This is a genomic window from Solibacillus sp. FSL K6-1554 (genome assembly GCF_038005185.1).
Taxonomy (GTDB): domain Bacteria; phylum Bacillota; class Bacilli; order Bacillales_A; family Planococcaceae; genus Solibacillus; species Solibacillus silvestris.
Map to the genome: position 1 here is coordinate 3,070,205 of NZ_JBBOSS010000001.1, position 21,077 is coordinate 3,091,281.

Below are 21,077 nucleotides of genomic sequence, written 5' to 3' on the forward strand. Positions count from 1 at the left end.
AACGGATGGACTTTTCATATTACTTTAACTTTTTCGCAACTTCCGAAATTAGTGATACGTATTCATCAATTGTGTACTGAATTGATAATGGGTTCGGGTTTCCTGCTGCAGCAAGTGGTGTGTTGTCAGGAATAATTAAAACCGTACCATTTTTGATTGCAGGCACTTTGCCTAAAATCGGATCTGCCTGAAGTGCTTTTAATGTGTTGTCATCACCATAGGCAATCAGAATTTCAGCATCGTTTAAAGCATCTGCATTTTCTGCACTTAACTCGATATAGAAGCTGCTTTCATCCTGAACTTGCGCTTTAATGCTTTCCGGATATTCCATACCTAGCTCTTCCAGTAATTCACCACGTGGGTCAGCTGGTGTATAAATATAGAACTTGGATAAATCTGTAGCATTAAACATACCGAACGCCGCTTTTTTACCTTTGATTTCAGGGAATTCGTTTGCTTTATCTTGAATTAATTTTTCTGTATCAGCGATTAATTGTTTACCTTCTTCTTCCATACCCATACCTTTTGCATTGAATAGGATTTGGTCACGCCATGTAATAACCCATGGAGTTTCCGGATATGCAACGACTGGTGCAATCTCGCTTAATGTATCATACTCTTCTTGTGTAAGACCTGAATATGCTGCTAAAATAACATCCGGATTTGAATCTGAAATCGCTTCAAAATCTATGCCATCTGTATCTTGGTAGATGTTCGGATTTTCTTCACCAAGCTCTTTTAATTTTTCTGCTGTCCATGGAAGCATACCGCTTTCATCCTGCACTCCGTAGTTTGCTGCTGAGAAACCTACTGGTACTACACCTAGAGCAAGTGCCACATCATGGTTTGCCCATGCAACCGTTGCTACACGCTCCGGTTTTTCTTCAATTACTGTTTCACCTAATGCATGTTTGATTACGATTGGATATTGCGTTGCTGAATCTTCAGAATTCGAAGAGCCTGTTGTTTCATTTGAATTCTCATCTGTACTTGTTTCTTTATCTGAGCAACCCGCAACAACTAGTAAGCCTATTGCTACGAAAAGCATTGCCATTAAAGAATAGAACTTTTTCGTTTTCATCTAATTAACGCCCCTTAAAATTGATTGATAATAATTATCATTATCGCTAATTAGAATAATAAAGCTATTTGATAATGATTGTCAATGAGATTATTACTTATTGCGGATTATTTTTTATATAGGAGGATTTTAAAATGCTTTTGTAGCCTATAGCGCTATTTTGGTTTACCAATTACTACGTTATTACAAAAAACTACCGAGAGCAGTTTCAAACCTTTGCTTTCGGTAGTTTATAATTTTTAATATTAAATAGTTTCAAATTTTTTCTCAAATCGAGCGACTATTTCCTTCCCGATTTCAAGGGATGCAGTTGCTGCTGGTGAAGGGGCGTTTAGCACGTGGATGCTGCGCTTACCCGGAATGAAATAAAAGTCATCTACCATTGAGCCATCACTTTTTAAAGCTTGAGCCCGTACTCCTGCTCCTCCGGGTTCTAAATCATCTGCTTGGATTTCTGGAATAAGCTTTTGTAAACTTTTTACGAATAGCCCTTTGCTATATGAACGGGCCATCTCATTTAATCCTTCTTTCATATTTTTCCCGGCTAACTTCCAAAACCCTTTGTATGTTAACGTCTCGGCGATATCAAATAAGTTAATATCTGTTTTTTTATAGCCTTCTCTTTTAAAGCTTAGAACAGCATTTGGACCAGCTTCTACTTCCCCGCCAATCATGCGCGTATAGTGTACACCTAAAAACGGAAAGTCCGGGTTTGGTACAGGATAGATTAAATGATTGACTAAACTACGGCTGCTTTCTTTTAGCTTATAGTATTCCCCACGGAAAGGTACGATTTTTAAATCGGCAAAATATCCTGTCATTTTTGCAATCCGGTCACTTTGAAGTCCTGCACAGTTAATCATTACTTTTGTTTCAACTGTACCTTTTGAAGTTTCAATTGACACTCCATTTTCATGCTCATTAATAGATTTCACTTCTTCGCCGCAACGAATTTCGCCACCGTTTGCTTCTATTAACTCCCGGATTTTTTCTGACACTTGCTGGTAGTTGACAATCCCGGCTTGTGGAACTCGAATGGCTCCAAGACCCGCTACATGCGGCTCAATTTCTTTAAGTTGTTCTGCATTTAACATTTCTATTTCAAGCTCGTTTTGTATACCGCGCTCGTATAAGTTTTGTAATAGCGGTAGTTCGTGTTGCTCAGTTGCTACAATAACTTTCCCGCAAATGTCGTATTCAATGCCATGTTCTTTACAAAAGGCCACCATCGACTGACTACCTTGCTTTGCGAAACGAGCCTTAAAGCTACCAGGTTTATAATAAATGCCTGAATGGATGACACCACTATTATTGCCGGTTTGATGCTTCGATACCGAACTCTCCTTTTCTAAAATGACTACTTTTTTATCCGGGAAGCGTTCCGTTAAAGCTAGACCGACAGATAAGCCAACAATCCCTCCACCAATAATAACTACTTCTAACATCTATTTTCCCCCTTACGCTTCTATGCCGCATGCTTCAGCTAACAGCTCGACAAGATGCACAACTCGAACTGTTTCAGCTAACCCTTCACGCTCTACACCTAACTTCATTTGTAAATGACAACCTGGGTTTGTCGTAACTATCACATTTGGCCGTTTTTGTAATAACTTCACATGCTTCATCTTTTCATCTAATATTTTCATAGAATGGTTATATCGAATGATGTTATATATCCCTGCGGATCCACAACACATATGAGCATCAGGCAATGGCATTAGTTCAATACCAGGAATACTGTTTATCATATGAAGTGGTTCATTTACTCGTTTTTGTACGTTTGTCATATGACAAGACGGTTGATAAGTAATTACATAAGGCAAACTTTTCTTTAATGGTAGCGGTAACTTACTTAAAATAACGCTAATATCTACAGATTTTTCAGAAAATTTTATTGCGCGTTTTACCCAATCAGCCTCAGTTGCTAAAAGTTGAGGGTATTCCCCTAACATAGCACCACAGCCACCGATACTATTTACTACGAAATCAAAATCATACTGTTCAAATGCTTCAATATTTTGTTTTGCTAATTGACGTGTCTTATCTGTTAAACCGCTATGTTGATGAAGCGCACCACAACAACCTTGTTCTTTAATAACGGTCACATCACAGCCTGCTTGCTGCAATAACTTCATGCTAAGTGTATTAATCGATGAAAACATCGTATCCATAATACAGCCAACGAAAAAACCTACTTTAAATACTGGGTTTTGAGATTGTACAGCATAATGTGTTTTTCTTTTATTTCGTTTAATAGGTCCTTCAATGGTTGGTAATATCGTTTCAAAAGAATGGAGATTTTCCGGTAAAATGTTTAATATTTTTGTTTTTTGTGCGACTTTTTGTATACCACTTTGTTGATATATGGCTAAGCCAGTACCAAGGACTTTTTGAATATTTTTATTCGGTACAACTTGATTGAACAACATTGATTTCACCGTTTTCATACGATTTTTCATTTGTTGTTCTTTATGAACTGTTAATACTTCAATTGCCGACTCCAAAATTTTTCCGTATTGCACATTTGTGGGACATACTGTTTCACATGCACGGCAACCTAAACATAAGTCAATTGAATCGGATATTTCGTCATACGTAATTTTCCCTTCTGCAGCCATTTTGACTAAATTTATACGGCCACGTGGTGAATGGGTTTCTTTTTGGAATGTTACATACGTTGGGCAGGTTGGCAGACAATAACCACATTGAACACAGCTGAGCGTCTCTTGATATGCAAGTTCAGTCATTTGTTAACACAAACCTTTGATTTGGTTCCGGGAATATTTTCCCTGGGTTTAAAATATCGTTTGGGTCCCAAGCTTGTTTAATCCGTTTCATCATATCGACTCCAACTGCCCCGAGCTCCATCTCCATAAATGGCGCTTTTAATGTACCGATTCCATGTTCTCCCGATAATGTACCACCCAGTTCAATGGCTGTACGGAAAATTTCCTCTACTGCCTTTTCAACACGTCTCATCTCTTCTGCATCGCGCTCATCAGCAATTATATTCGGATGTAAATTCCCATCGCCTGCATGACCAAACACCACTAGATCAACTTTATATTTTTCACGTATTTCTTTTAAACGTTGAAACATTTCCGGAATTTTGCTACGTGGTACTGTTGCATCTTCAGAAATCTTTGTCGGCTTCAGACGTACAATTGCCGGGGATACAAGTTTCCTTGCTTGCCATAGTTGGGCTGCTTCTTCTTTTGTTTGCGCAATTTGAACTGCACGGGCGTTTTCTTTAATACAAACATCATTTACTCGTTTAATTTCATCTTTAATTGCCTCGGGATGTCCATCTAATTCAATCAAAATTAGCGCATCAATATTGGTCGGCAGCCCTGATGGACGATACGCTTCAACTGCTTCTACTGAGGCTTTATCCATAATTTCAAGCTTTGCCGGAATAATCCCCGCACTTAAAATACTGGATATAGCTCGACCAGCATCGACAATGTCATCAAACTGCGCCATTAATGTTTCCGTTGCTTCTGGCTTTGGGTATAAGCGTAAAATGGCCTCTGTAATGACACCCAACGTTCCTTCAGAACCAACAATAAGTTTTGTTAAATCGTAGCCAGTTACATTTTTCATCGTTTTACCACCAGTCCGAATGACATTTCCTTCAGGCGTAACAACTTCCAAGCCAATTACGTAATCTTTTGTTACACCATATTTTAATCCTTTAGGTCCTCCAGAATTTTCAGCTAAGTTCCCCCCGATTGTTGCAATATTCATACTGCTCGGATCAGGAGGATAAATTAGGCCATGTAGCAATGCAGCATCATTAATAGCTTGTGCTGTAACCCCAGGTGATACTATTGCCAACATATTTTCCGCATCAATTTCTAATTTCGATGTCCATCGGGAGAGGTCAAGCACAATCCCCCCACGAACCGGCAAAGGACCGCCGCTTAAGCTTGTCCCTTGTCCGCGTGGATAGACAGGAACCTTATGAGTATTCGCCAGCTTTATAACAGCGGCTACTTCTTCTGTTGTTAAAGGCTGCACAACGTATTCAGGCATATACGAACCGAATGAAGCATCAAAAGAATAGCTTACTAAATCAGCCTTTTCAGTAAATATGCGTGCATCATCTTGAATGTTTTGTTTTAAAAGCTGTAGGATTTGATTCATCTCGTTCCCTCCACTGTCCGCTAACTTCTGACCGCGATAGAGAACGTAATCGAAACGTTACTCTTCCGGTAAGTTGAGAATTTTTTGGCGTGCATTGATTAAATGTTCTCGCATTGCTTGTCTAGCGCCTTCGCAATCTTTCTTTGCGATCGCTTGAGCAATTAGCATATGCTCCTTTGCGACTTCTTGACGTTTCTTGTCCCATCCTAAATTATGGGATAATGAAAACTTTAAAGCACGTAGATGCAGATCACTTAAGTTGCTAATTGTTCCAGATATAAAATCATTTTTACTCGCTTTCATAATGAATTGATGGAACTGATAATCTTCTTCATGACCAATCGCCTGGTTGTCTTTCATTAAATTCTGGAAGTGCTCAACTAAGTTTTGAATCTCAATCAGCTCGTCTTCTGTCCGTCGTTCGGCAGCAAGAGCAGCCGCTTCACTCTCTATAATGATTCGAAATTCCAACAAATCGAGCACTTGTTTTTTATGAATAAGCTGGAAGCGAACAGGATCGAGTAATTCAGCTAAAGATACTTCTTTAACTAAACTTCTTCCACCTTGTCTGCTTTCGATGGCACCTGCCACTTCAAGTACTTTCAATGCTTCTCGAATCGGTGCTCTACTTACACCAAAGCGAGTTGCTAACTCGTTTTCAGTAGGTAATATTGTATTCTTTTGTAATTCACCAGTACGCATCATCTCGATTAAAAAATCTAAAACTTGATCCGCAACTTTTCTACGTTCTACTTGCATATGAAAACTCCTATCTTTCAACAGATAAATTATTAACTTGGGCATTCGCCTTTTTACCGCGTGGAATATGAATTGCTAATACTATTATAATAAGGGCGAGTCCGATTGCACTTGTAATTAATTCCGGAATAATAAGCAGAATTGACGCAATCCCCATTAGCATACGCTCCATCATATTCATACCTGTCGTAAAGAAATTAAATACTGCTGTTGATAATGCAAATACACCTAAAATGGATGTTGTAAATGCAAATGCTATTTGAAATATTGCATCTATACCTGTTGCATCTGTCTGCATGACAAGAGCCGGGTTGTATACAATCATGAACGGTAATAGGAATCCTGGTAAACAGAGTTTTACCGCTGTCCAAGATGTTTGCATCGCATCGGCTCTTGCTATACCTGCCGCTGTATAGGAGGCTAGTGCTACAGGTGGTGTAATATTTGAAAGTGCACCGAACCAGAATACAAAGAAATGTGCTGCAATCGGATTAACACCAGCTTCAATTAGGGCTGGCGCAGCTGCTACTGCAACGACAATATATAAAGCCGTTGATGGTAAGCCCATACTTAACACAATACTAGTCACCATGACTAAGATTAAAATAATTGCTAAATTATTCCCCGAAATTTGAATAATGTTGTAGGCAAGAGTTGAACCTAAACCTGTCATCGTAATTACTGCAATGATAATCCCTACTGTTGCACAGGCTACCGCTACTTGGATAGAACCTCGTGCACCCTCAATTAATGCGTTTACAATTGATTTTATTCCAATACGGAATTCTTTGTCTTTCGTTAACCAGCTTGCTACAATACAAGCGAAAATCCCTGAGAAACCAGCTAATAGTGCTGTGAAACCTGTCATTAAAGTCACAATAACAATAACAATCGGTAAAATTAACACTCCGCGCGCTTTAATCACTTCGATAACATCTGGTATATTATCTTTACTAATCCCTTTTAATCCTTGCTTTTTCGCTTCAAGATCAATGGCAATTATGAGTGAAGCATAGTAAAGAATTGCTGGTATAATTGCTGCCAAAACAATGACGTTGTACCCTACACCTAAGAAACCAGCCATAATGAATGCAGCAGCTCCCATTATTGGAGGCATAATCATCCCACCTGTTGAGGCAGTTGCTTCAACAGCTGCAGCAAAGCGTGGTTTTAAACCGATACTTTTCATTAATGGAATTGTAAATGTTCCCGTAGTGGCAACGTTCGCTACAGCCGATCCGCTTAACATTCCTGTTAATGCTGAAGATAATACAGCTACTTGGGCTGGGCCACCACGTCGTTGGCCCGCTATGGATAATGCTAGGTCATTAAACAGACGTGTAGCTCCACTCGCATTTAAAAAAGCACCAAATAAAATGAATATTACAATATAGGTCGTCGCAATCGAGAAGGTCATTCCGAATATACCTTCAGTTGTCATGTATAAACGGTATAGTAAACGTTCGAAGCTAAACCCTGCATGTCCAAACATTCCTGGAAACCACGGACCAAAAAGTGCAAAGAATAAAGCAATTGCAGATAATATTGGAATAAATAAGCCAATCGTACGCCGTGAAACTTCAAGTAATACAACAATAGTAATAAATGCAAATACATAATCAATAAAGGTTGGCTCTGAGAATTTTACATTATGAATATTTGAGTAATTTAATAGGATGTAAGCTCCCCCAGCAAAACCAAATGCCGCCCATATATAATCTACAACTGTGATTTTTGTTTTACTCGATTTTTTAGTTGCTGGATAAAGTAAAAATGTCAGCACTAAAATAAATGTCAGGAAGATGGCATTACGGTATATTTCCTGGATATTCATTAAACTGTTTACGTATACCGAGAAGAATGCCAGTGCAAACAATAGTGCTGAAATAATAAAGCCAGTCTTACCTGTAAACGTACGTATTGCTCCACCAGCTTCTTTATCGTTTTCTAGTGTCTCTGCTACATCGAACTCTTCTACTTTTTTCTTAAAAATCATCATTACACCCCCATAATGGATTCTTATTGTTGATCTTCTGCTGCTTCAGGTGGAACTAAATGTTCCGGTATGTCTAAGCCAGCCTCCACAAAATATTTGTATGCTCCGATATGAAGTGGTGTTGGAAGACCATTTAATGCCGATTCTAATTGAATTTCAGTCGCTGAATTATGGATTTGATGTACTTTATCTAAATTTTCATAAATCGCCTTCGTTAACTTATAAACAAGATCCGCATCCATTTCTGCTGTTGTTGCTAAAAAGTTTGGCTGAGCAATCGTGTTAATTTCTTTATCAATTCCAGTGTACGTACCTGCCGGAATAACAAAACGGAACCATGTATTAAAAATACTGTTAATGCTATCAAGCTGTTCATCTGTGACATCAAGAACAGACGCTTTAACACCTGACGCAGCCATATCCATTATTGATGAAACCGGTACACCTGCCGGTAAAGATCCTCCATCTAATCGCCCGTCGCGCATCGCTGAAATGGTGTCATCATACCCTAAATATTCTGGCGTGATGTCTTTTTTCGTTAAACCAAGTCCTTCCATAATAACGATTGTTGATTGCTCCGTTCCGGACGCTTGCGGACCTACAGAGAATGATTTCCCGTCAATATCTGAAAGCGTTCCTGTGTCTATTTCCTTATCCATTAATACGAAGTGCTCAACATTTGACCAAAGCATGGAGATTGAACGTAAATCCTTATAAGGTCGACCTTCAAAGTTTCCTCCACGCCCTTCATATGCTTGCGCACCTATCAACCCTTGAAGGATCGCTACTTTTGCTTCTTCATTCTTTAATAGCTGGATATTTTCTACTGAACCTGCTGATGATTGACTTGTCCCCTTAACATTGTCTTCAACTAAGATTTCAGTCCATAAATTTCCTAGTCCAACCCCAATTGGATAATAAGTTCCCCCTGCTGATGCAGTTGCAATTGTTATGAATTCACGTCGTTCAATACACCCTGACAACACTAATGTTAGCGCTACCAAAAATAATAAAAGAGACTTTTTCATTTCATTCCCCCCGTTTATGAAAAGTTTTAAGCTTGTATGACAAGTTTACAAGTAGAATATTATATTATCAATACTAAATATTCAGAATTTTAAATTTACCCAATTTTGCCTAGTAGTTAGTAAATATTATTTATATTTTAAAGACAACTTTCTAAAGCAAAAACCCATTCCTGTCTTTAATAAATATTTTTTCTCTTTTATTCTTTATTTCTCTTTAAATTGACGTTAACGTAAATGGTATACTTTCGCCAATGGGGGTGCCTTATATGAAATCCATTAAAACGATCGCTAAAGAATACGCACTCACAACGAGAACATTGCGCTACTATGAAGAACTCGGGATTTTGAAACCGACACGACCTCATAATGGAATGCGCCATTATTCCAAACGAGAGGAGGCAAAGATCAAGTTAATTATCCGCGGAAAAAAGTATGGCTTTTCTATGGAAGAAATCAAGGAAATGATTTTGCTTTTTGACCTTGATCGTACTGGTATTAAACAGTTGGAGCGGACAATCGAATACGGTCAGCAAAAGTTAAGGGAAATTGATCAGAAGATTCAAGAGTTGTATGAAATCCGTCAAGATATCGAAAGGACGGAAGCTATTTTTCGGGAAAAACTAATTCTATTATTGGAGGACCAATCATGAATATTTCTAATCTGTTAGCTCGTCATGCAAGAAAGTATCCGAATCAAATTGCTGTCATTAGTCTCGGTCAGGAAACGACGTATCAACAATTGGATGAACAAGTAAATAAAATCGCCGGCTCATTGCGTGCAAACGGAATTGTTAAAGGTGATAAAGTCGGGATTTTCATGCCGAACGTGAAAGAGTTTGTCGCACTTTACTTTGCCATTCAGCGTATTGGTGCAGTTGTAGTTCCGATTAATGCCAAGTTTGTCACGCGTGAAATTGAATATGTGCTCAATCATAGTGATGCAAAGGCGATCTTTGTACATGAGCTGATTTTCGAACAGGCTGCTACGATTATATTCAACGGTCTGAAAGTAAAAACAGGTCCTGTCATTCATGATTGGCAAAGCTTCAATCAATTTGAGGCTGAAGGTAATGAGGTTGTTTGCTGTGATTTAGTGGAAGATGATCTTTCTACTTTACTTTATACTTCGGGCACAACCGGCAATCCAAAAGGTGTTTTACTGACAAACCGCAATGTACTTGCTGTATCGCATATGATTGCCATTGAAATGGAAGTAAAACCTGAAAGCCGAATGCTGATTATGATGCCGTTAACTCATTCTGCTCCATTGAATTTATTTTTAGTTACAGCTGTTTTAGTCGGGGCTACCGCTGTACTCACACCAACGTTTACGCCTGACTTATTAATAGATACAGTAGAAAAATACAAAACGACACACTTCTTCGGCGCACCTGTTGCCTATCTTTTAACTGCTGGCTCACCGCGCATCGCAAACGCGGACCTTTCGTCAATGAAATGGTGGGTTTACGGAGGGGCACCGCTGTCTGAAAAAGAAGTCGTCTATATTCAACAGCAGTTCAATACCGAAAATTTAGTATGTGTGTACGGTTTAACGGAAGCGGGTCCGAGCGGATCGATTCTACACGCAGCCGACCATCCTCATAAAGCAGGCAGTATCGGAAAGCGTGCACCATTTGGAACAGAGCTGCGTGTTATTAATTCACTCAATGAAAATGTTGCTCCAGGTGAAATTGGTGAAATCATTTTATATGGTGAAGGTAATATGAAAGAGTACTATAATAACCCGGATGAAACTAAGAACATTTTCATCGATGGCTGGGTACGTTCAGGCGATTTAGCCCGCATTGACGAGGAAGGCTATATTTACATTGTTGACCGTAAAAAAGATGTAATTATTTCCGGCGGCGTCAATATTTATCCGAAAGAAATTGAAGATCAATTATTGCAGCACGACGCTATTTTTGAAGTTGCGGTGTTCGGCGTGCCGCATCCTGAATGGGGTGAAACAGTAAAAGCGGTTTACTGTGCAAAAGTCCCTGTTTCCGAGCAGGAAATTCGAGAGCATTTAGAAAATAGACTTGCCGCGTTTAAAATACCGAAAATTTTTGAACAAGTTGAAGCACTTCCTCGCAATGCTTCCGGAAAAATATTAAAACAACAGCTAAGAGGTGAAGCAAATGCAAGTGTTAGCCAATAAACATGAAAAAAGCCAAAATTTTTACGAGTTTGATCAAACATTGCAGCAGCTACTACAGCAAAAGCTTTCTCCGTCTTTTTACCGTTATGCCGATGAGCAGCTGACAGCATTCGGTGCACTTTGTGCAGGACCAATTGATGCCCGTGCCAAAGTGACAGACCGTGAAGGTGAACCGAGATTACGCCGCTATAATGCATACGGCGATGAAGTAAGTGAAGTCATTGTAAACGAAGGTTATAAACAAACGGTTGCCGAAACTTATGCAACAGGAATTGTTGGCTATGTGCATAAAGACATTCCGGAATTAGGTCATAAAGGTAATTATGTATACAGCTTTGCGCAAGGTTATTTATTGTCGCAAACTGAGCCCGGCTTTTACTGTCCTGTTACATTGACGATGGCGACTGCGTATTTATTGGAGCACTATGCATCAGAAGAGCTGAAACAAAAGTTTATGCCGCACATCTGTGCAACAGGCGATACGGAGTTATTTGAAGGGGCTACGTTTTTAACAGAACGTCAAGGTGGATCTGATGTCGGTGCGAATGTAGTGGAAGCGCGATTGGATCAAGGGGAATGGCGTTTATACGGTGAAAAGTACTTTGCGTCGAATGCGGGTATGTGCGGAGTGGCAATGGTACTTGCACGCCAAACGACCAATTCCAAGCAAGGCTCGAAAGGCTTAACATTGTTTGCTGTACCGTGGCGTGAAGACAATGGTGAGCTTAATCACATTACAATCCGCCGTTTGAAAGATAAGCTTGGCGTAAAAGCGGTACCATCAGGTGAAGTTGAATTTAACGGTGCGAAAGCATATGTTGTCGGGGATCCGTCTAAAGGGATTTACTATATGCTCGAAGCACTCAACTTATCACGTATTTGCAATGCTGCAGCATCGGTTGGCATTATGAAACGTGCCCTTGATGAAGCAGTCCATTATACAAACGGACGTATCGCTTTTGGACAGACCGTTGCCGAGTTTCCGATGGTGCAGCATTCATTAGGCGCATTGCACGCAAAATGGCATGCATCACTTGTCGCGTTATTTGATTTAGTATCGCGCTATGATGAGGTTATCGGCGGTAATGCATCTGAAGACGAACAGCAAATCGTCCGCCTGTTAATTGCGTTAGTAAAAAAGGAAACGGCAGAATGGGCGATTGAATTTACCCATGAAGCAATTGAGCTACATGGCGGCAACGGCTATATCGAGGATTTCGTACTCCCCCGTTTACTTCGGGATGCCCAGGTATTAACCGTTTGGGAAGGAACTGCGAACATATTGGCACACGAGCTCATTCGTCTTGTGCAAAAAAATGCGCATATTACGCTCCTTCATGAACTACAGCAAACGAGCCATCCGTATTTGCAGCAGCTTGCCTCTGTCGTGGAGCAGCGTTTTGCAGTGTTTGTCACACTAGATCCGGCAATGCAAACGCTCGAAGCAAAACCGCTGATGCAACAGCTTGCTCGTCTATACGAAGCAGTTGTCGCAGTAAAGCATGCTGAATCGGCCGGTGAACGCGAGCAGATGCTGGCGGAAATTTATATCGAAGAACAATTTGATCAAAAGCCCTTTGGTGAAGTGCCGTTAGCGGTGAAAGGGTTTAAATTGTTGAATAGCGGTTATTGATTGGTTGAGTGGAACGCCTTGGTTATGTAGTTACCGGGCGTTTTTTGTTGGGCTGGATTATGTTGCCGGTGATATGCGCCGGGGTGCACTAGAGTTTGGCCGAGTATTCTAATATAGTTACAGAAATTCTAATATCATTTTATTTGTTCTAATAAAGTTGCGATTTTCAAATTTATTCTCCAGTTGTTCTAATAAGGAATCGGTTTGTGAGGTTAGTATAAAAAATGGACACGTCTTAAGAGACACTTTAAGATTAAGATATCTAAAAAAGGACGTGGAACCGATGAAAGAAAAACAAACTCGTAAGCGATTAGACGCACAAACAAAAGAATACATTTTAAAGTCTGTTTTAGAAGATGGCGCAAAAGTTTCAGATCTGGCATTTAAGTTTGAAATTGGGTCTTCAACGATCCATAAATGGATTAAAGATTATCGTGAATCGAAAAATCAGGATGTCACACGATACTTTACTTCTAGCGAAGTAGATAAGTTGCAGGCAGCGTTTGATAAGAAGTTACGTGATTTGGAAGAAGAGAATGAAATTCTAAAAAAGGCTATGCACATCTTCGCGAAAAACCCCGAGTGATTTATGCATTCATTGAAAAGCATAAAAACGACTTTGGCATTGCGATGATGTGTAAAGTATTGATGGTTTCAAAAAGCGGTTATTATGATTGGCGTAAAAAACAGATACAGCCCTTATCGGAAAAAGAAGTACGTGATACAGAAATTGCCTATCAGATTCATCGATCGTATGCGAGGAGTTTTGGTACATACGGTAGCCCTCGCATTGCGCAAGACTTAGCGAGTTTAGGTTATGTCTGTTCGCAAAAGAAAATTGCGAATATGATGCGAAACCTTGGGTTAAGTGCCGTAATCCCGAAAACTGTTCAACGAACAACGGATTCCAATCACCATCAATTTATTTATCCGAATCTAGTCAAACGTCAATTTCAAGTAAAAGAGAAAAATAAAGTATGGGTCGCAGATATAACTTATATTCGAACACTGGAGGGGTGGGTGTATCTTGCGTCCATCATGGATTTATATTCTCGTAAAATCGTCGGCTGGGCCATCGCAGATCATATGGAAGAAACATTAGTAGATCAAGCCTTGAAGCATGCATTAGCAGTTCGAAAACCCGAGAAGGGATTAGTTCATCATTCAGATCGAGGCGCACAATATTGTGCCACAAGCTATACAAGAACTTTAAAAGAACATGGGATTAAAATTAGCATGAGTCGTAAAGGAGATCCCTATGACAATGCGTGTATTGAATCCTTCCACGCCACAATCAAAAAAGAATGGATCTATCGTCACCGTTTCGAATCCAAAAAAGAAGCACGAAAGAGCGTGGAGTCATATATCGTAAACTTTTACAATGAACGACGACGTCATTCAACAATCGGTTATTTATCACCAAACCAATTTGAGAGAAATCAACAGGAGTCAGTTTGTCAAAATGCCTCATAAAGTTCTCTTACAGGGTTTTCATCCCTCCATGCTCAGGTCTGGGCATGGAGGGATGAAAAACAGAGCAACCGAAGGGCGGTAGCAAAAAAGTCTCTTAACGCGTGTCCGAAATATTGACAGAAGACCATTTGTTCTAATATCACCTCCAGACTTTCCAATATCGGGTTGAGTTTTTCTGAAATCGTGTTCAATTGTTCTAATAAAAAAAGTGCGAGGAAAAAAGATTCCTTTTTTTAACTTTCTGTTGTCTAGTTACATAGTTTAATGGGTATGAGATTTTAGATAGGATATGGAGGATGGAAAATGATTCGATTATTAAAGAAAATGAACGGCGACACACAATTTTGGCAAGCCTGGAAAATGAATAAGCAGATTCATATATTATCCGGGACATTAGGTGAGCAAGGTCAGGAGGAGGAACTGCCTTTAGGATTTTTTCAAAGTTCTAAACGCGTCATGGAAAAACTGGCGGCAGAGAAGGTCAATCAAGGTTATGAATATGTAGATCCCGGTTCTTTAATTAAAATTTCTGTTCAATACCGTTATGAACAGGAAGAGCAGTTTGAAGAAGCGGAAGAAAGAAGCCTGTTCGTGGAGGATTTATTAGATGATATTTTGCACGAAACTGGAAACGGCGAGCTTTATGGCTCCGAAATCGGGGATGGTGCCGGCATTACGTTCTGCCTCATTGTTGATTTAGGATTAGCACTGAGATCAATCTTAACAGTACTAACCGAACATCAAGTAATTGATGGAGCGGAAATTGCCTATTTAAATGATGAAGAGACCTATATTGGCATTTATCCTGAAGGCATAGTGTTTGAGCTCGTATAAATAAAAAATAAGGGTGTGAACCATATAAAACACTGTCCACACCCGTTATATCTTTAAAGTTTACTTCGCTTCTTCAATCGCTTCCATTAAAGCAGGAAATAACTTTGCATCGTCTGCATCTTCATCTGTTACTTCATTTAAAATCTCAAAATCATCTGCATCGATGACAAATAGGCTCATGCCTTCTTTTAAAAATTCATCGGCTTCTACTTCGCCTTCGTAATATTGATACGTTGCTAAAACGATGTTTGAACCTTCTTCTTCATCAAAGAAGAAATAAAGCTTTTCCGTGTTGCCGTATACTTCTTCTAACACATCTTCCAGTGCTTCCGTACCTTTACTCCACTTCACTTCATTATTTATTGTCGCTGCCACGAGCGATTCTAATAGTTCGTCTACTGTATTTGTCATAATAAGCCTCCAACTCCGCTCTATTTCGCGGTTAGTATTCCCACTGTAACATAAATCTAACATTAAAACGTTAAAGGCAGAATATTATTTGCTCACGATTTGTTCATTCACCTCGTAATGCGCTGCGAATAACTTTTCGATCGTCAAATCCAGTAGACCGACTAATGTTTCAAATGCAAAATCCGCGTCCAGCCGTTCCGTCCATTTATGCGGGTCTCTCCCTACCGGACCGATGTTCAGCACCGGTACATTCAGCTTTTTCATATCCCCGATCGGCAGCGAGTAGCCTTTATCCCAAACCGGCATATTGTTTATAAGCGACGCAATCGAACTGTTTTCATAGTTTAGTCCTACATAGCTTAAATCCGATATTCCGGCAAAGTAGTTTTGAATAGTAAACTCCATATTAAAAGTTTCATGCGTGTATTGCTTCAACTCATTTACAAGGTTGCTGATGAGTCCATTTTTGCCCGAACTGATTGCAGGATAAAATGGCGGCGCAAAGAAAATGACAATCATCGGTGCCAGTTCATTACATAACGCAGCTAATTGATCGACTAGATCAATTGTTCGTTTCCGATCATCTTTTTCGCTTTCCCGATTTGATAGAAGCCCTTCAACTTTTTCCTCACCGTATTTCTCCAGCGCATATTCATAAATTTCCTCATACGTCATGACCTTCACTTTTAATTGCTGCGGTGTAAATTCCGTATGCTGCGAGTACTTCGTAGCTTTGTTCATATAGGACTGTTCAATTTCATTTGCCGCTTTGATCGCTTTTTGCTGGAGCAATGAAACAACGTCTGTCATGCTTCTTTCAAATAAAAATAAATTAAACAGCGTCACAGCCCGGTGTGAAATTTGTGTGGAATACTCCGTTTTCAAGTCACGGTAAATTAAATTTGTTGGTGGCGGTGTAATTTCCTCGTCCACTTTTTCACAAAAGTCCGTATTTAATTCCATTTCAGCTGTGATTACCGATGCCATATAATTTGCATTTAATCCACCAAAAGGTTCCCCGACATGGGCTTCCTTCCCGTAGCATAAAAAGCCCGGCAATGCTTTTCCGATAGATCCGGTATAGAAGTAATTATTTTTATCGCCAGGAAAATTGCTGAACATCGGCTCTGAATTTAAAATTGTTGTATATTCAAGATTATGCTCTTCCAGAAGTTGTACAAGTTTTGGAACCGCTGCTCGCATCCCTTCAGAGTTTACTTCCTCATCAGGAACGGTCAATAAAAGAATGTTGCCGTCGTACTCTCCGAACGTCGCTTGTTCAACAATGGACATATGCAAGGCAAGCCCGCATTTCATATCCATTGTCCCTCTGCCGAAGAGCCAGTTTCCGCTCTCCATATCAACTTGCACTGCTTCAGGCAAATCATCTTTGATCGAGTAAAATTGTTCCGTTAGCTTCTCAGGATCAAAAGCATATTTTTTCCATTTTCCGTAGTCCTGCACATCCACTACATCAAAGTGACTAATTAATACAATTGTTTTTTTAGTATCTGGAGATTTTTTGACCAATGCGCTAATAAAACTGCGCCCGTCACTCAAATATGTTCGATTTAAATGGCCAGGGTTTTCTTTGAAATAGGCCAGCTCCGACAGTTTATTCACTACAATATCAGGGAATTCCTTTTCTGCCTGTGAACCTGAAACACTTTTTACTTGTACAAGTTCACATAATAATTGCCTTAACTGCTCTTTGCTCTTCCATTTAAACACAACATACCCTCTCCTTTGTCTAATTCTAGCTGTCTCTCTATGTCGCCTCATTTTCCTCAGTGTAAATAAATGTGAATATTCAGTCAATCATTTGTTTAAGACTATACTATTCTTCGAGAGTTGAAATTGGTGTTGGGTATAAAGAAAAAGTTGAAGTTTGCTTAAGGATTAAATACTCTCGGTAAACGAACATACCTCTATGAAGATAAAAAATCCCGCTAACATAAAAGATAGCGGGATTTGTTACATACATCTAAGCTTATTTCTTTTCTTTACCCATTGAATGGAATAATTGAATTGAAGATAATGCGTTAAATGGCATTTCTAAGTTGTTGTTAATGCTTTCTTCGTAAGTTGCTTTTAAGTCTTTTTGTAAGACTGCTAATGCTGTGTCTGCAGTCCACTCAGATACATCTGACCAGTTACGTGCTACCCAGCTGTCGCCAGTACTTACTTGTAATAACTTAATAATTTCTTCATGTGGTAATCCGTAGTGGTTACCTAATTTTAAGCCTTCTGCAATAGCATTCATGTTGATACCTAAGATCATGTTGTTCACCAATTTCGCTACTTGGCTGTTGCCTGCTTCAGAACCGTAGTAGAAAGTGTTTGAACCCATAGCATCGAAGTATGGAGTGAAACCTTTCACGATTTCTTCTGCACCTGAAGTCATGATTGATAATGTACCAGCAGCTGCACCTGATGCGCCGCCGGAAACTGCAGCACTGATTAATTTTAAGCCGCTTTCCGTTTCAACACGGTTGCCTAATTCGTTCATAGCATCAGGAGAAAGAGTACTCATAACGATTACCGTTTTACCAGCAGCGTTTTCAGCTGAAAGGATACCGTTATCACCGAAAATAACGTCTACGTTTTGTGCATAGTCACGAACCATTGAGATGATTGCCTCATCTGCTAATTCAGCAACTTCTTTCACTGTATCTACCATTGTGAAACCAGCAGCTTCAGCTTTTTCGTAAACACCTTTCCAAGCGTCAAAGCCGATTACTTCGAATCCAGCTTTCTTTAAGTTAGCCGCCATTGGGAAGCCCATAGTTCCTAATCCGATAAATCCAATTTTTTTAGCCATTACAAATTCCTCCAAAAAATATATTTGATAAGACGATGATTTATAAAATTCAACTTCTTTTCATACTTAATTCATCAACTTCGCATCAGCGGACACGCCCCTGAATGAAAATAAAGCGTTTTCAAAAATTCACTTTGCTTAAGCTAAGCCCATTACCGCCATAATAACGACAATCGCCATTGCTACCCAGTGTGTGACACAGACAGAAATGAAACCATTTTTAAACGACTCTTTCATCGATAACCCTGTGATTCTGTTGAAAATCAGCAAGAATCCAGAATAAGGAACGATGGAAAGTGACACGGAACCAATTGCAACTGCACGGTGAATTGTTTCTGGATCTAAGCCTAGTTCTAAATAATATGGTACAAAGTTTGCGATCGAAATGCCGATTGCCCCTACAGCAGATGCTGTAATACCACCGATTAAACCAGTACCTACCATTAAAGAAAGAACTGGTGGTCCAGGAATCGACTGAATTAACGAGAAGATACCTTTGAATGCTGGTACACCTGTTGCAATACTACCGAATGCGATTGTACTACCTGTTGTAATTGTTGAACCAACAGATTCATTTGCACCGTCACTAAGTAATTCTTTTTGATTCTTAATTTGTTTTCGGAATAATACAGCACTTAAAAGAATCGCGATAATTAATGCAATAAAAATAATGTAGTTTACTTTACTGAAGATTAGGATTGTACCTAATAACACAATGATTGGCAGTAAACTGATGAAGAATGACGGAAGTTCACGTTTTTGTTCAGTAGGAGATTCTACTGCAGCAAAGTGATCTTCAAATACTTCATTTTTACTTAAGCTGCGGTTCAGAACAATTTTCATAAATACTAAAATGAAAATGATTGCAGCGATAGAAGTCACAATACCGATTAATGGTGCTGCCGTTAATGTTGTACCTAAAGCTGTTGAAGGAACAATGTTATGCAGTGAAGGTGCACCAGGAAGCATCGTCATTGTGAATGTTGTCGTACCGCCAAACACCGGAATAATAACCAATTTCCATGAAATATTTAATTGCTGGAAAATCGGTCTAGCCATTGGAACTAAAGCGAAAATAATAACGAATACGTTAATACCACCGTAAGTTAAAATGGCAGAAATAATAAATAATGCTACTAACGCGTTATATGGGTTTTTCGTACCAACTATTGACAAGATTCTATTTGCAATCGATACAGTGGCACCACCCACATCCATGTACTTCGCTAAAATCGATCCTAATAGGAAAATCGCGAAGTTCGATGCAACGAAGCCGGCAAGGAACGTCATGTACGAATTTTCTTTACCAAATACCGATTCAAGTATCGGCACATCGTTAAACAGTAGAAGAACAATTGTAGCAATTGGTGCTGCAACAATAATGTTGTGCTTCTTAACGATAAAGAGAATAACTGTTAGAATCCCTAACAAAATCCCTATAATTCCTAAAATATTCATTATGATTAACCTCGTGTTCTATTATAAATTTTTTAGATTGTGCATTTGATTAATGCAAGATGTTTGCCTTAATGACCTCCTTAATAATTAATGGGAATGTAAAAAGATAAATCTCGAATTAGTAGTTCAATTCGAGATAAAGTGAATGGTAAAATGAAAATTTATTGTAAATTACAATAAACTATTAACATTTTCGAACAAGGTGGAAAAATATTCACAACTCGTACACATTTAGTATACAACCGCCCTTATATTGAGTAAAATTCATAGTTAGAATGGAAAGTATGCATAAAATTCATAGATAGGAGGAGACGTACTAAATGGATATTCGCCAACTTACTTACTTCATTGAAGTTGCAAAGTATAAAAGTTTTACAAAAGCTTCAAAGTCTCTTCACTTATCCCAGTCAACACTGAGTAAAGTAGTGAAAAGTTTGGAGGAGGAATTGAATGTGGAGCTGATTGACCGCTCTGCAAAGAAGATTAAGTTAACGGAAGCCGGAGAGATTATATTGGCGGAAGGCGAAAAGATCATGGAATCATTGGATGATATATCCGTTCATCTATATGATCTGATGAATTTGAGAAAGGGGAAAATTAGAATGGGAATTCCCCCCGTTATCGGTTTTTTATTTTTCCCGAGAATTATTAAAGAATTTAATGAACTATATCCCGATATTAAAATTCAAATATTCGAGGATGATTCAAAAACGGTCAAACAAAATGTTATGGAGGGCAGCTTGGATATTGGTGTTGCGATGCTGCCGGCAAATGAAAAGGAATTTAATGTCGTACCGTTCCTTAGTAACGAACTTTCGCTTTTCGTTCACCATACACACCCTTTAGCGGACAGGGATCAAGTGAATTTAATCGAGCTCGAACATGAAACGTTTATATTGATAAAACAAAAATTATTTCATGAGCTTATAATCCAGCAATGTTTGCATGTCGGGTTCCATCCGGAAGTTGCTTTTGAAAGTTCGGAGTGGGAATTTATCAGCGGTATGATCAGCGAAAATTTAGGTGTTTCAATTTTACCGAAGCCGATGGAAACGAAAGTTGATCATAAGCTGATCAGTTCGATTCCAATTGTGAATCCGAAACTCCCTTGGAACCTCGGTCTCCATACAAATAAAAAGAAAAACCCCTCCCCGGCTGTTCGTGCTTTCCTGAAGTTTATGGAAGAGAAGCTGCCATATGAGCTGTAGCAAAAAAAACGCTTAATCGAGGCCTGCCGGAGATTTTCCGCACATGCCAGGATTAAGCGTCTTTCTATTAT

Annotated in this window: 18 protein-coding genes; 7 read left to right on the top strand and 11 right to left on the bottom strand. The window is 39.2% G+C overall.

Annotation, left to right across the window (positions count from 1 at the left end; all coding sequences use genetic code 11):
* Window positions 1-19 precede the first annotated feature (19 nt).
* The 7 genes from MHB58_RS15395 to MHB58_RS15425 form a co-directional block, all read right to left on the bottom strand.
* Window positions 20-1,081 carry an iron-siderophore ABC transporter substrate-binding protein gene (locus tag MHB58_RS15395; RefSeq protein WP_340735504.1) on the bottom strand — a complete coding sequence of 354 codons (1,062 nt, stop codon included), beginning with the start codon at window positions 1,079-1,081 and terminating at the stop codon, window positions 20-22.
* 245 nt (window positions 1,082-1,326) lie between these two features.
* Entirely contained in the window at window positions 1,327-2,526 is a 1,200-nt protein-coding gene (lhgO, locus tag MHB58_RS15400) for an L-2-hydroxyglutarate oxidase (protein WP_340735505.1), read from the bottom strand.
* A gap of 12 nt (window positions 2,527-2,538) precedes the next feature.
* The gene (locus MHB58_RS15405) at window positions 2,539-3,828 is read right to left on the bottom strand and encodes a (Fe-S)-binding protein (RefSeq protein ID WP_339262872.1); all 1,290 of its coding nucleotides are present in this window, start codon (window positions 3,826-3,828) and stop codon (window positions 2,539-2,541) included.
* A complete protein-coding gene (locus MHB58_RS15410; protein WP_340735506.1) occupies window positions 3,821-5,227 on the bottom strand; it encodes an FAD-binding oxidoreductase in 1,407 nt (468 codons plus the stop codon). The genes MHB58_RS15405 and MHB58_RS15410 overlap by 8 nt, the downstream gene beginning before the upstream one ends.
* A gap of 57 nt (window positions 5,228-5,284) precedes the next feature.
* Window positions 5,285-5,986, bottom strand: coding sequence for a FadR/GntR family transcriptional regulator (locus MHB58_RS15415; protein ID WP_008406032.1), 702 nt, complete (start codon window positions 5,984-5,986; stop codon window positions 5,285-5,287).
* Window positions 5,987-5,996: 10 nt separating this feature from the next.
* Complete coding sequence (locus MHB58_RS15420) at window positions 5,997-7,982, bottom strand: TRAP transporter permease (protein ID WP_008406033.1); 1,986 nt, start codon at window positions 7,980-7,982, stop codon at window positions 5,997-5,999.
* Window positions 7,983-8,005: 23 nt separating this feature from the next.
* Complete coding sequence (locus MHB58_RS15425; RefSeq protein ID WP_340735507.1) at window positions 8,006-9,010, bottom strand: TAXI family TRAP transporter solute-binding subunit; 1,005 nt, start codon at window positions 9,008-9,010, stop codon at window positions 8,006-8,008.
* A gap of 266 nt (window positions 9,011-9,276) precedes the next feature.
* On the opposite strand from MHB58_RS15425, the gene MHB58_RS15430 reads away from it, so the two are divergent.
* From MHB58_RS15430 to MHB58_RS15455, 6 genes are all read left to right on the top strand, one after another.
* Window positions 9,277-9,660 (top strand): MerR family transcriptional regulator, encoded by a 384-nt coding sequence (locus MHB58_RS15430; protein ID WP_087618408.1) that lies wholly within the window; start codon window positions 9,277-9,279, stop codon window positions 9,658-9,660.
* Window positions 9,657-11,168 (top strand): class I adenylate-forming enzyme family protein, encoded by a 1,512-nt coding sequence (locus MHB58_RS15435; protein WP_340735508.1) that lies wholly within the window; start codon window positions 9,657-9,659, stop codon window positions 11,166-11,168. Before MHB58_RS15430 ends, MHB58_RS15435 begins: the two co-directional genes overlap by 4 nt.
* Window positions 11,149-12,801 carry an acyl-CoA dehydrogenase family protein gene (locus tag MHB58_RS15440; protein WP_340735509.1) on the top strand — a complete coding sequence of 551 codons (1,653 nt, stop codon included), beginning with the start codon at window positions 11,149-11,151 and terminating at the stop codon, window positions 12,799-12,801. The genes MHB58_RS15435 and MHB58_RS15440 overlap by 20 nt, the downstream gene beginning before the upstream one ends.
* 283 nt (window positions 12,802-13,084) lie before the next feature.
* Window positions 13,085-13,387: a transposase gene (locus tag MHB58_RS15445; RefSeq protein ID WP_014822792.1), complete on the top strand. Its 303-nt coding sequence runs from the start codon at window positions 13,085-13,087 to the stop codon at window positions 13,385-13,387.
* Window positions 13,384-14,274 (top strand): IS3 family transposase, encoded by an 891-nt coding sequence (locus tag MHB58_RS15450; protein WP_081483418.1) that lies wholly within the window; start codon window positions 13,384-13,386, stop codon window positions 14,272-14,274. The genes MHB58_RS15445 and MHB58_RS15450 overlap by 4 nt, the downstream gene beginning before the upstream one ends.
* Before the next feature lie 303 nt (window positions 14,275-14,577).
* A complete protein-coding gene (locus MHB58_RS15455; RefSeq protein ID WP_340735510.1) occupies window positions 14,578-15,108 on the top strand; it encodes a hypothetical protein in 531 nt (176 codons plus the stop codon).
* Window positions 15,109-15,168: 60 nt separating this feature from the next.
* On the opposite strand, the gene MHB58_RS15460 is transcribed toward MHB58_RS15455, so the two are convergent.
* The 4 genes from MHB58_RS15460 to MHB58_RS15475 form a co-directional block, all read right to left on the bottom strand.
* Window positions 15,169-15,519, bottom strand: coding sequence for a hypothetical protein (locus tag MHB58_RS15460; RefSeq protein WP_008406042.1), 351 nt, complete (start codon window positions 15,517-15,519; stop codon window positions 15,169-15,171).
* Window positions 15,520-15,603: 84 nt separating this feature from the next.
* Complete coding sequence (locus MHB58_RS15465; protein ID WP_340735511.1) at window positions 15,604-17,250, bottom strand: M20/M25/M40 family metallo-hydrolase; 1,647 nt, start codon at window positions 17,248-17,250, stop codon at window positions 15,604-15,606.
* A gap of 259 nt (window positions 17,251-17,509) precedes the next feature.
* Window positions 17,510-18,340 (bottom strand): NAD(P)-dependent oxidoreductase, encoded by an 831-nt coding sequence (locus MHB58_RS15470; RefSeq protein WP_340735512.1) that lies wholly within the window; start codon window positions 18,338-18,340, stop codon window positions 17,510-17,512.
* 138 nt (window positions 18,341-18,478) lie between these two features.
* Window positions 18,479-19,798 (bottom strand): GntP family permease, encoded by a 1,320-nt coding sequence (locus tag MHB58_RS15475; protein ID WP_340735513.1) that lies wholly within the window; start codon window positions 19,796-19,798, stop codon window positions 18,479-18,481.
* A 320-nt stretch (window positions 19,799-20,118) separates the two neighbouring features.
* Here MHB58_RS15475 and MHB58_RS15480 point away from each other — a divergent pair, with 320 nt between their 5' ends.
* Window positions 20,119-21,006 carry a LysR family transcriptional regulator gene (locus tag MHB58_RS15480; RefSeq protein WP_340735514.1) on the top strand — a complete coding sequence of 296 codons (888 nt, stop codon included), beginning with the start codon at window positions 20,119-20,121 and terminating at the stop codon, window positions 21,004-21,006.
* The last annotated feature ends 71 nt before the right edge of the window (window positions 21,007-21,077 follow it).

Coding starts and splice junctions, on each gene's coding strand:
- MHB58_RS15395 (WP_340735504.1), bottom strand. CDS start 1,081: ATGAAAACGAAAAAGTTCTATTCTTTAATGGCAATGCTTTTCGTAGCA.
- lhgO (WP_340735505.1), bottom strand. CDS start 2,526: ATGTTAGAAGTAGTTATTATTGGTGGAGGGATTGTTGGCTTATCTGTC.
- MHB58_RS15405 (WP_339262872.1), bottom strand. CDS start 3,828: ATGACTGAACTTGCATATCAAGAGACGCTCAGCTGTGTTCAATGTGGT.
- MHB58_RS15410 (WP_340735506.1), bottom strand. CDS start 5,227: ATGAATCAAATCCTACAGCTTTTAAAACAAAACATTCAAGATGATGCA.
- MHB58_RS15415 (WP_008406032.1), bottom strand. CDS start 5,986: ATGCAAGTAGAACGTAGAAAAGTTGCGGATCAAGTTTTAGATTTTTTA.
- MHB58_RS15420 (WP_008406033.1), bottom strand. CDS start 7,982: ATGATTTTTAAGAAAAAAGTAGAAGAGTTCGATGTAGCAGAGACACTA.
- MHB58_RS15425 (WP_340735507.1), bottom strand. CDS start 9,010: ATGAAAAAGTCTCTTTTATTATTTTTGGTAGCGCTAACATTAGTGTTG.
- MHB58_RS15430 (WP_087618408.1), top strand. CDS start 9,277: ATGAAATCCATTAAAACGATCGCTAAAGAATACGCACTCACAACGAGA.
- MHB58_RS15435 (WP_340735508.1), top strand. CDS start 9,657: ATGAATATTTCTAATCTGTTAGCTCGTCATGCAAGAAAGTATCCGAAT.
- MHB58_RS15440 (WP_340735509.1), top strand. CDS start 11,149: ATGCAAGTGTTAGCCAATAAACATGAAAAAAGCCAAAATTTTTACGAG.
- MHB58_RS15445 (WP_014822792.1), top strand. CDS start 13,085: ATGAAAGAAAAACAAACTCGTAAGCGATTAGACGCACAAACAAAAGAA.
- MHB58_RS15455 (WP_340735510.1), top strand. CDS start 14,578: ATGATTCGATTATTAAAGAAAATGAACGGCGACACACAATTTTGGCAA.
- MHB58_RS15460 (WP_008406042.1), bottom strand. CDS start 15,519: ATGACAAATACAGTAGACGAACTATTAGAATCGCTCGTGGCAGCGACA.
- MHB58_RS15470 (WP_340735512.1), bottom strand. CDS start 18,340: ATGGCTAAAAAAATTGGATTTATCGGATTAGGAACTATGGGCTTCCCA.
- MHB58_RS15475 (WP_340735513.1), bottom strand. CDS start 19,798: ATGAATATTTTAGGAATTATAGGGATTTTGTTAGGGATTCTAACAGTT.
- MHB58_RS15480 (WP_340735514.1), top strand. CDS start 20,119: ATGGATATTCGCCAACTTACTTACTTCATTGAAGTTGCAAAGTATAAA.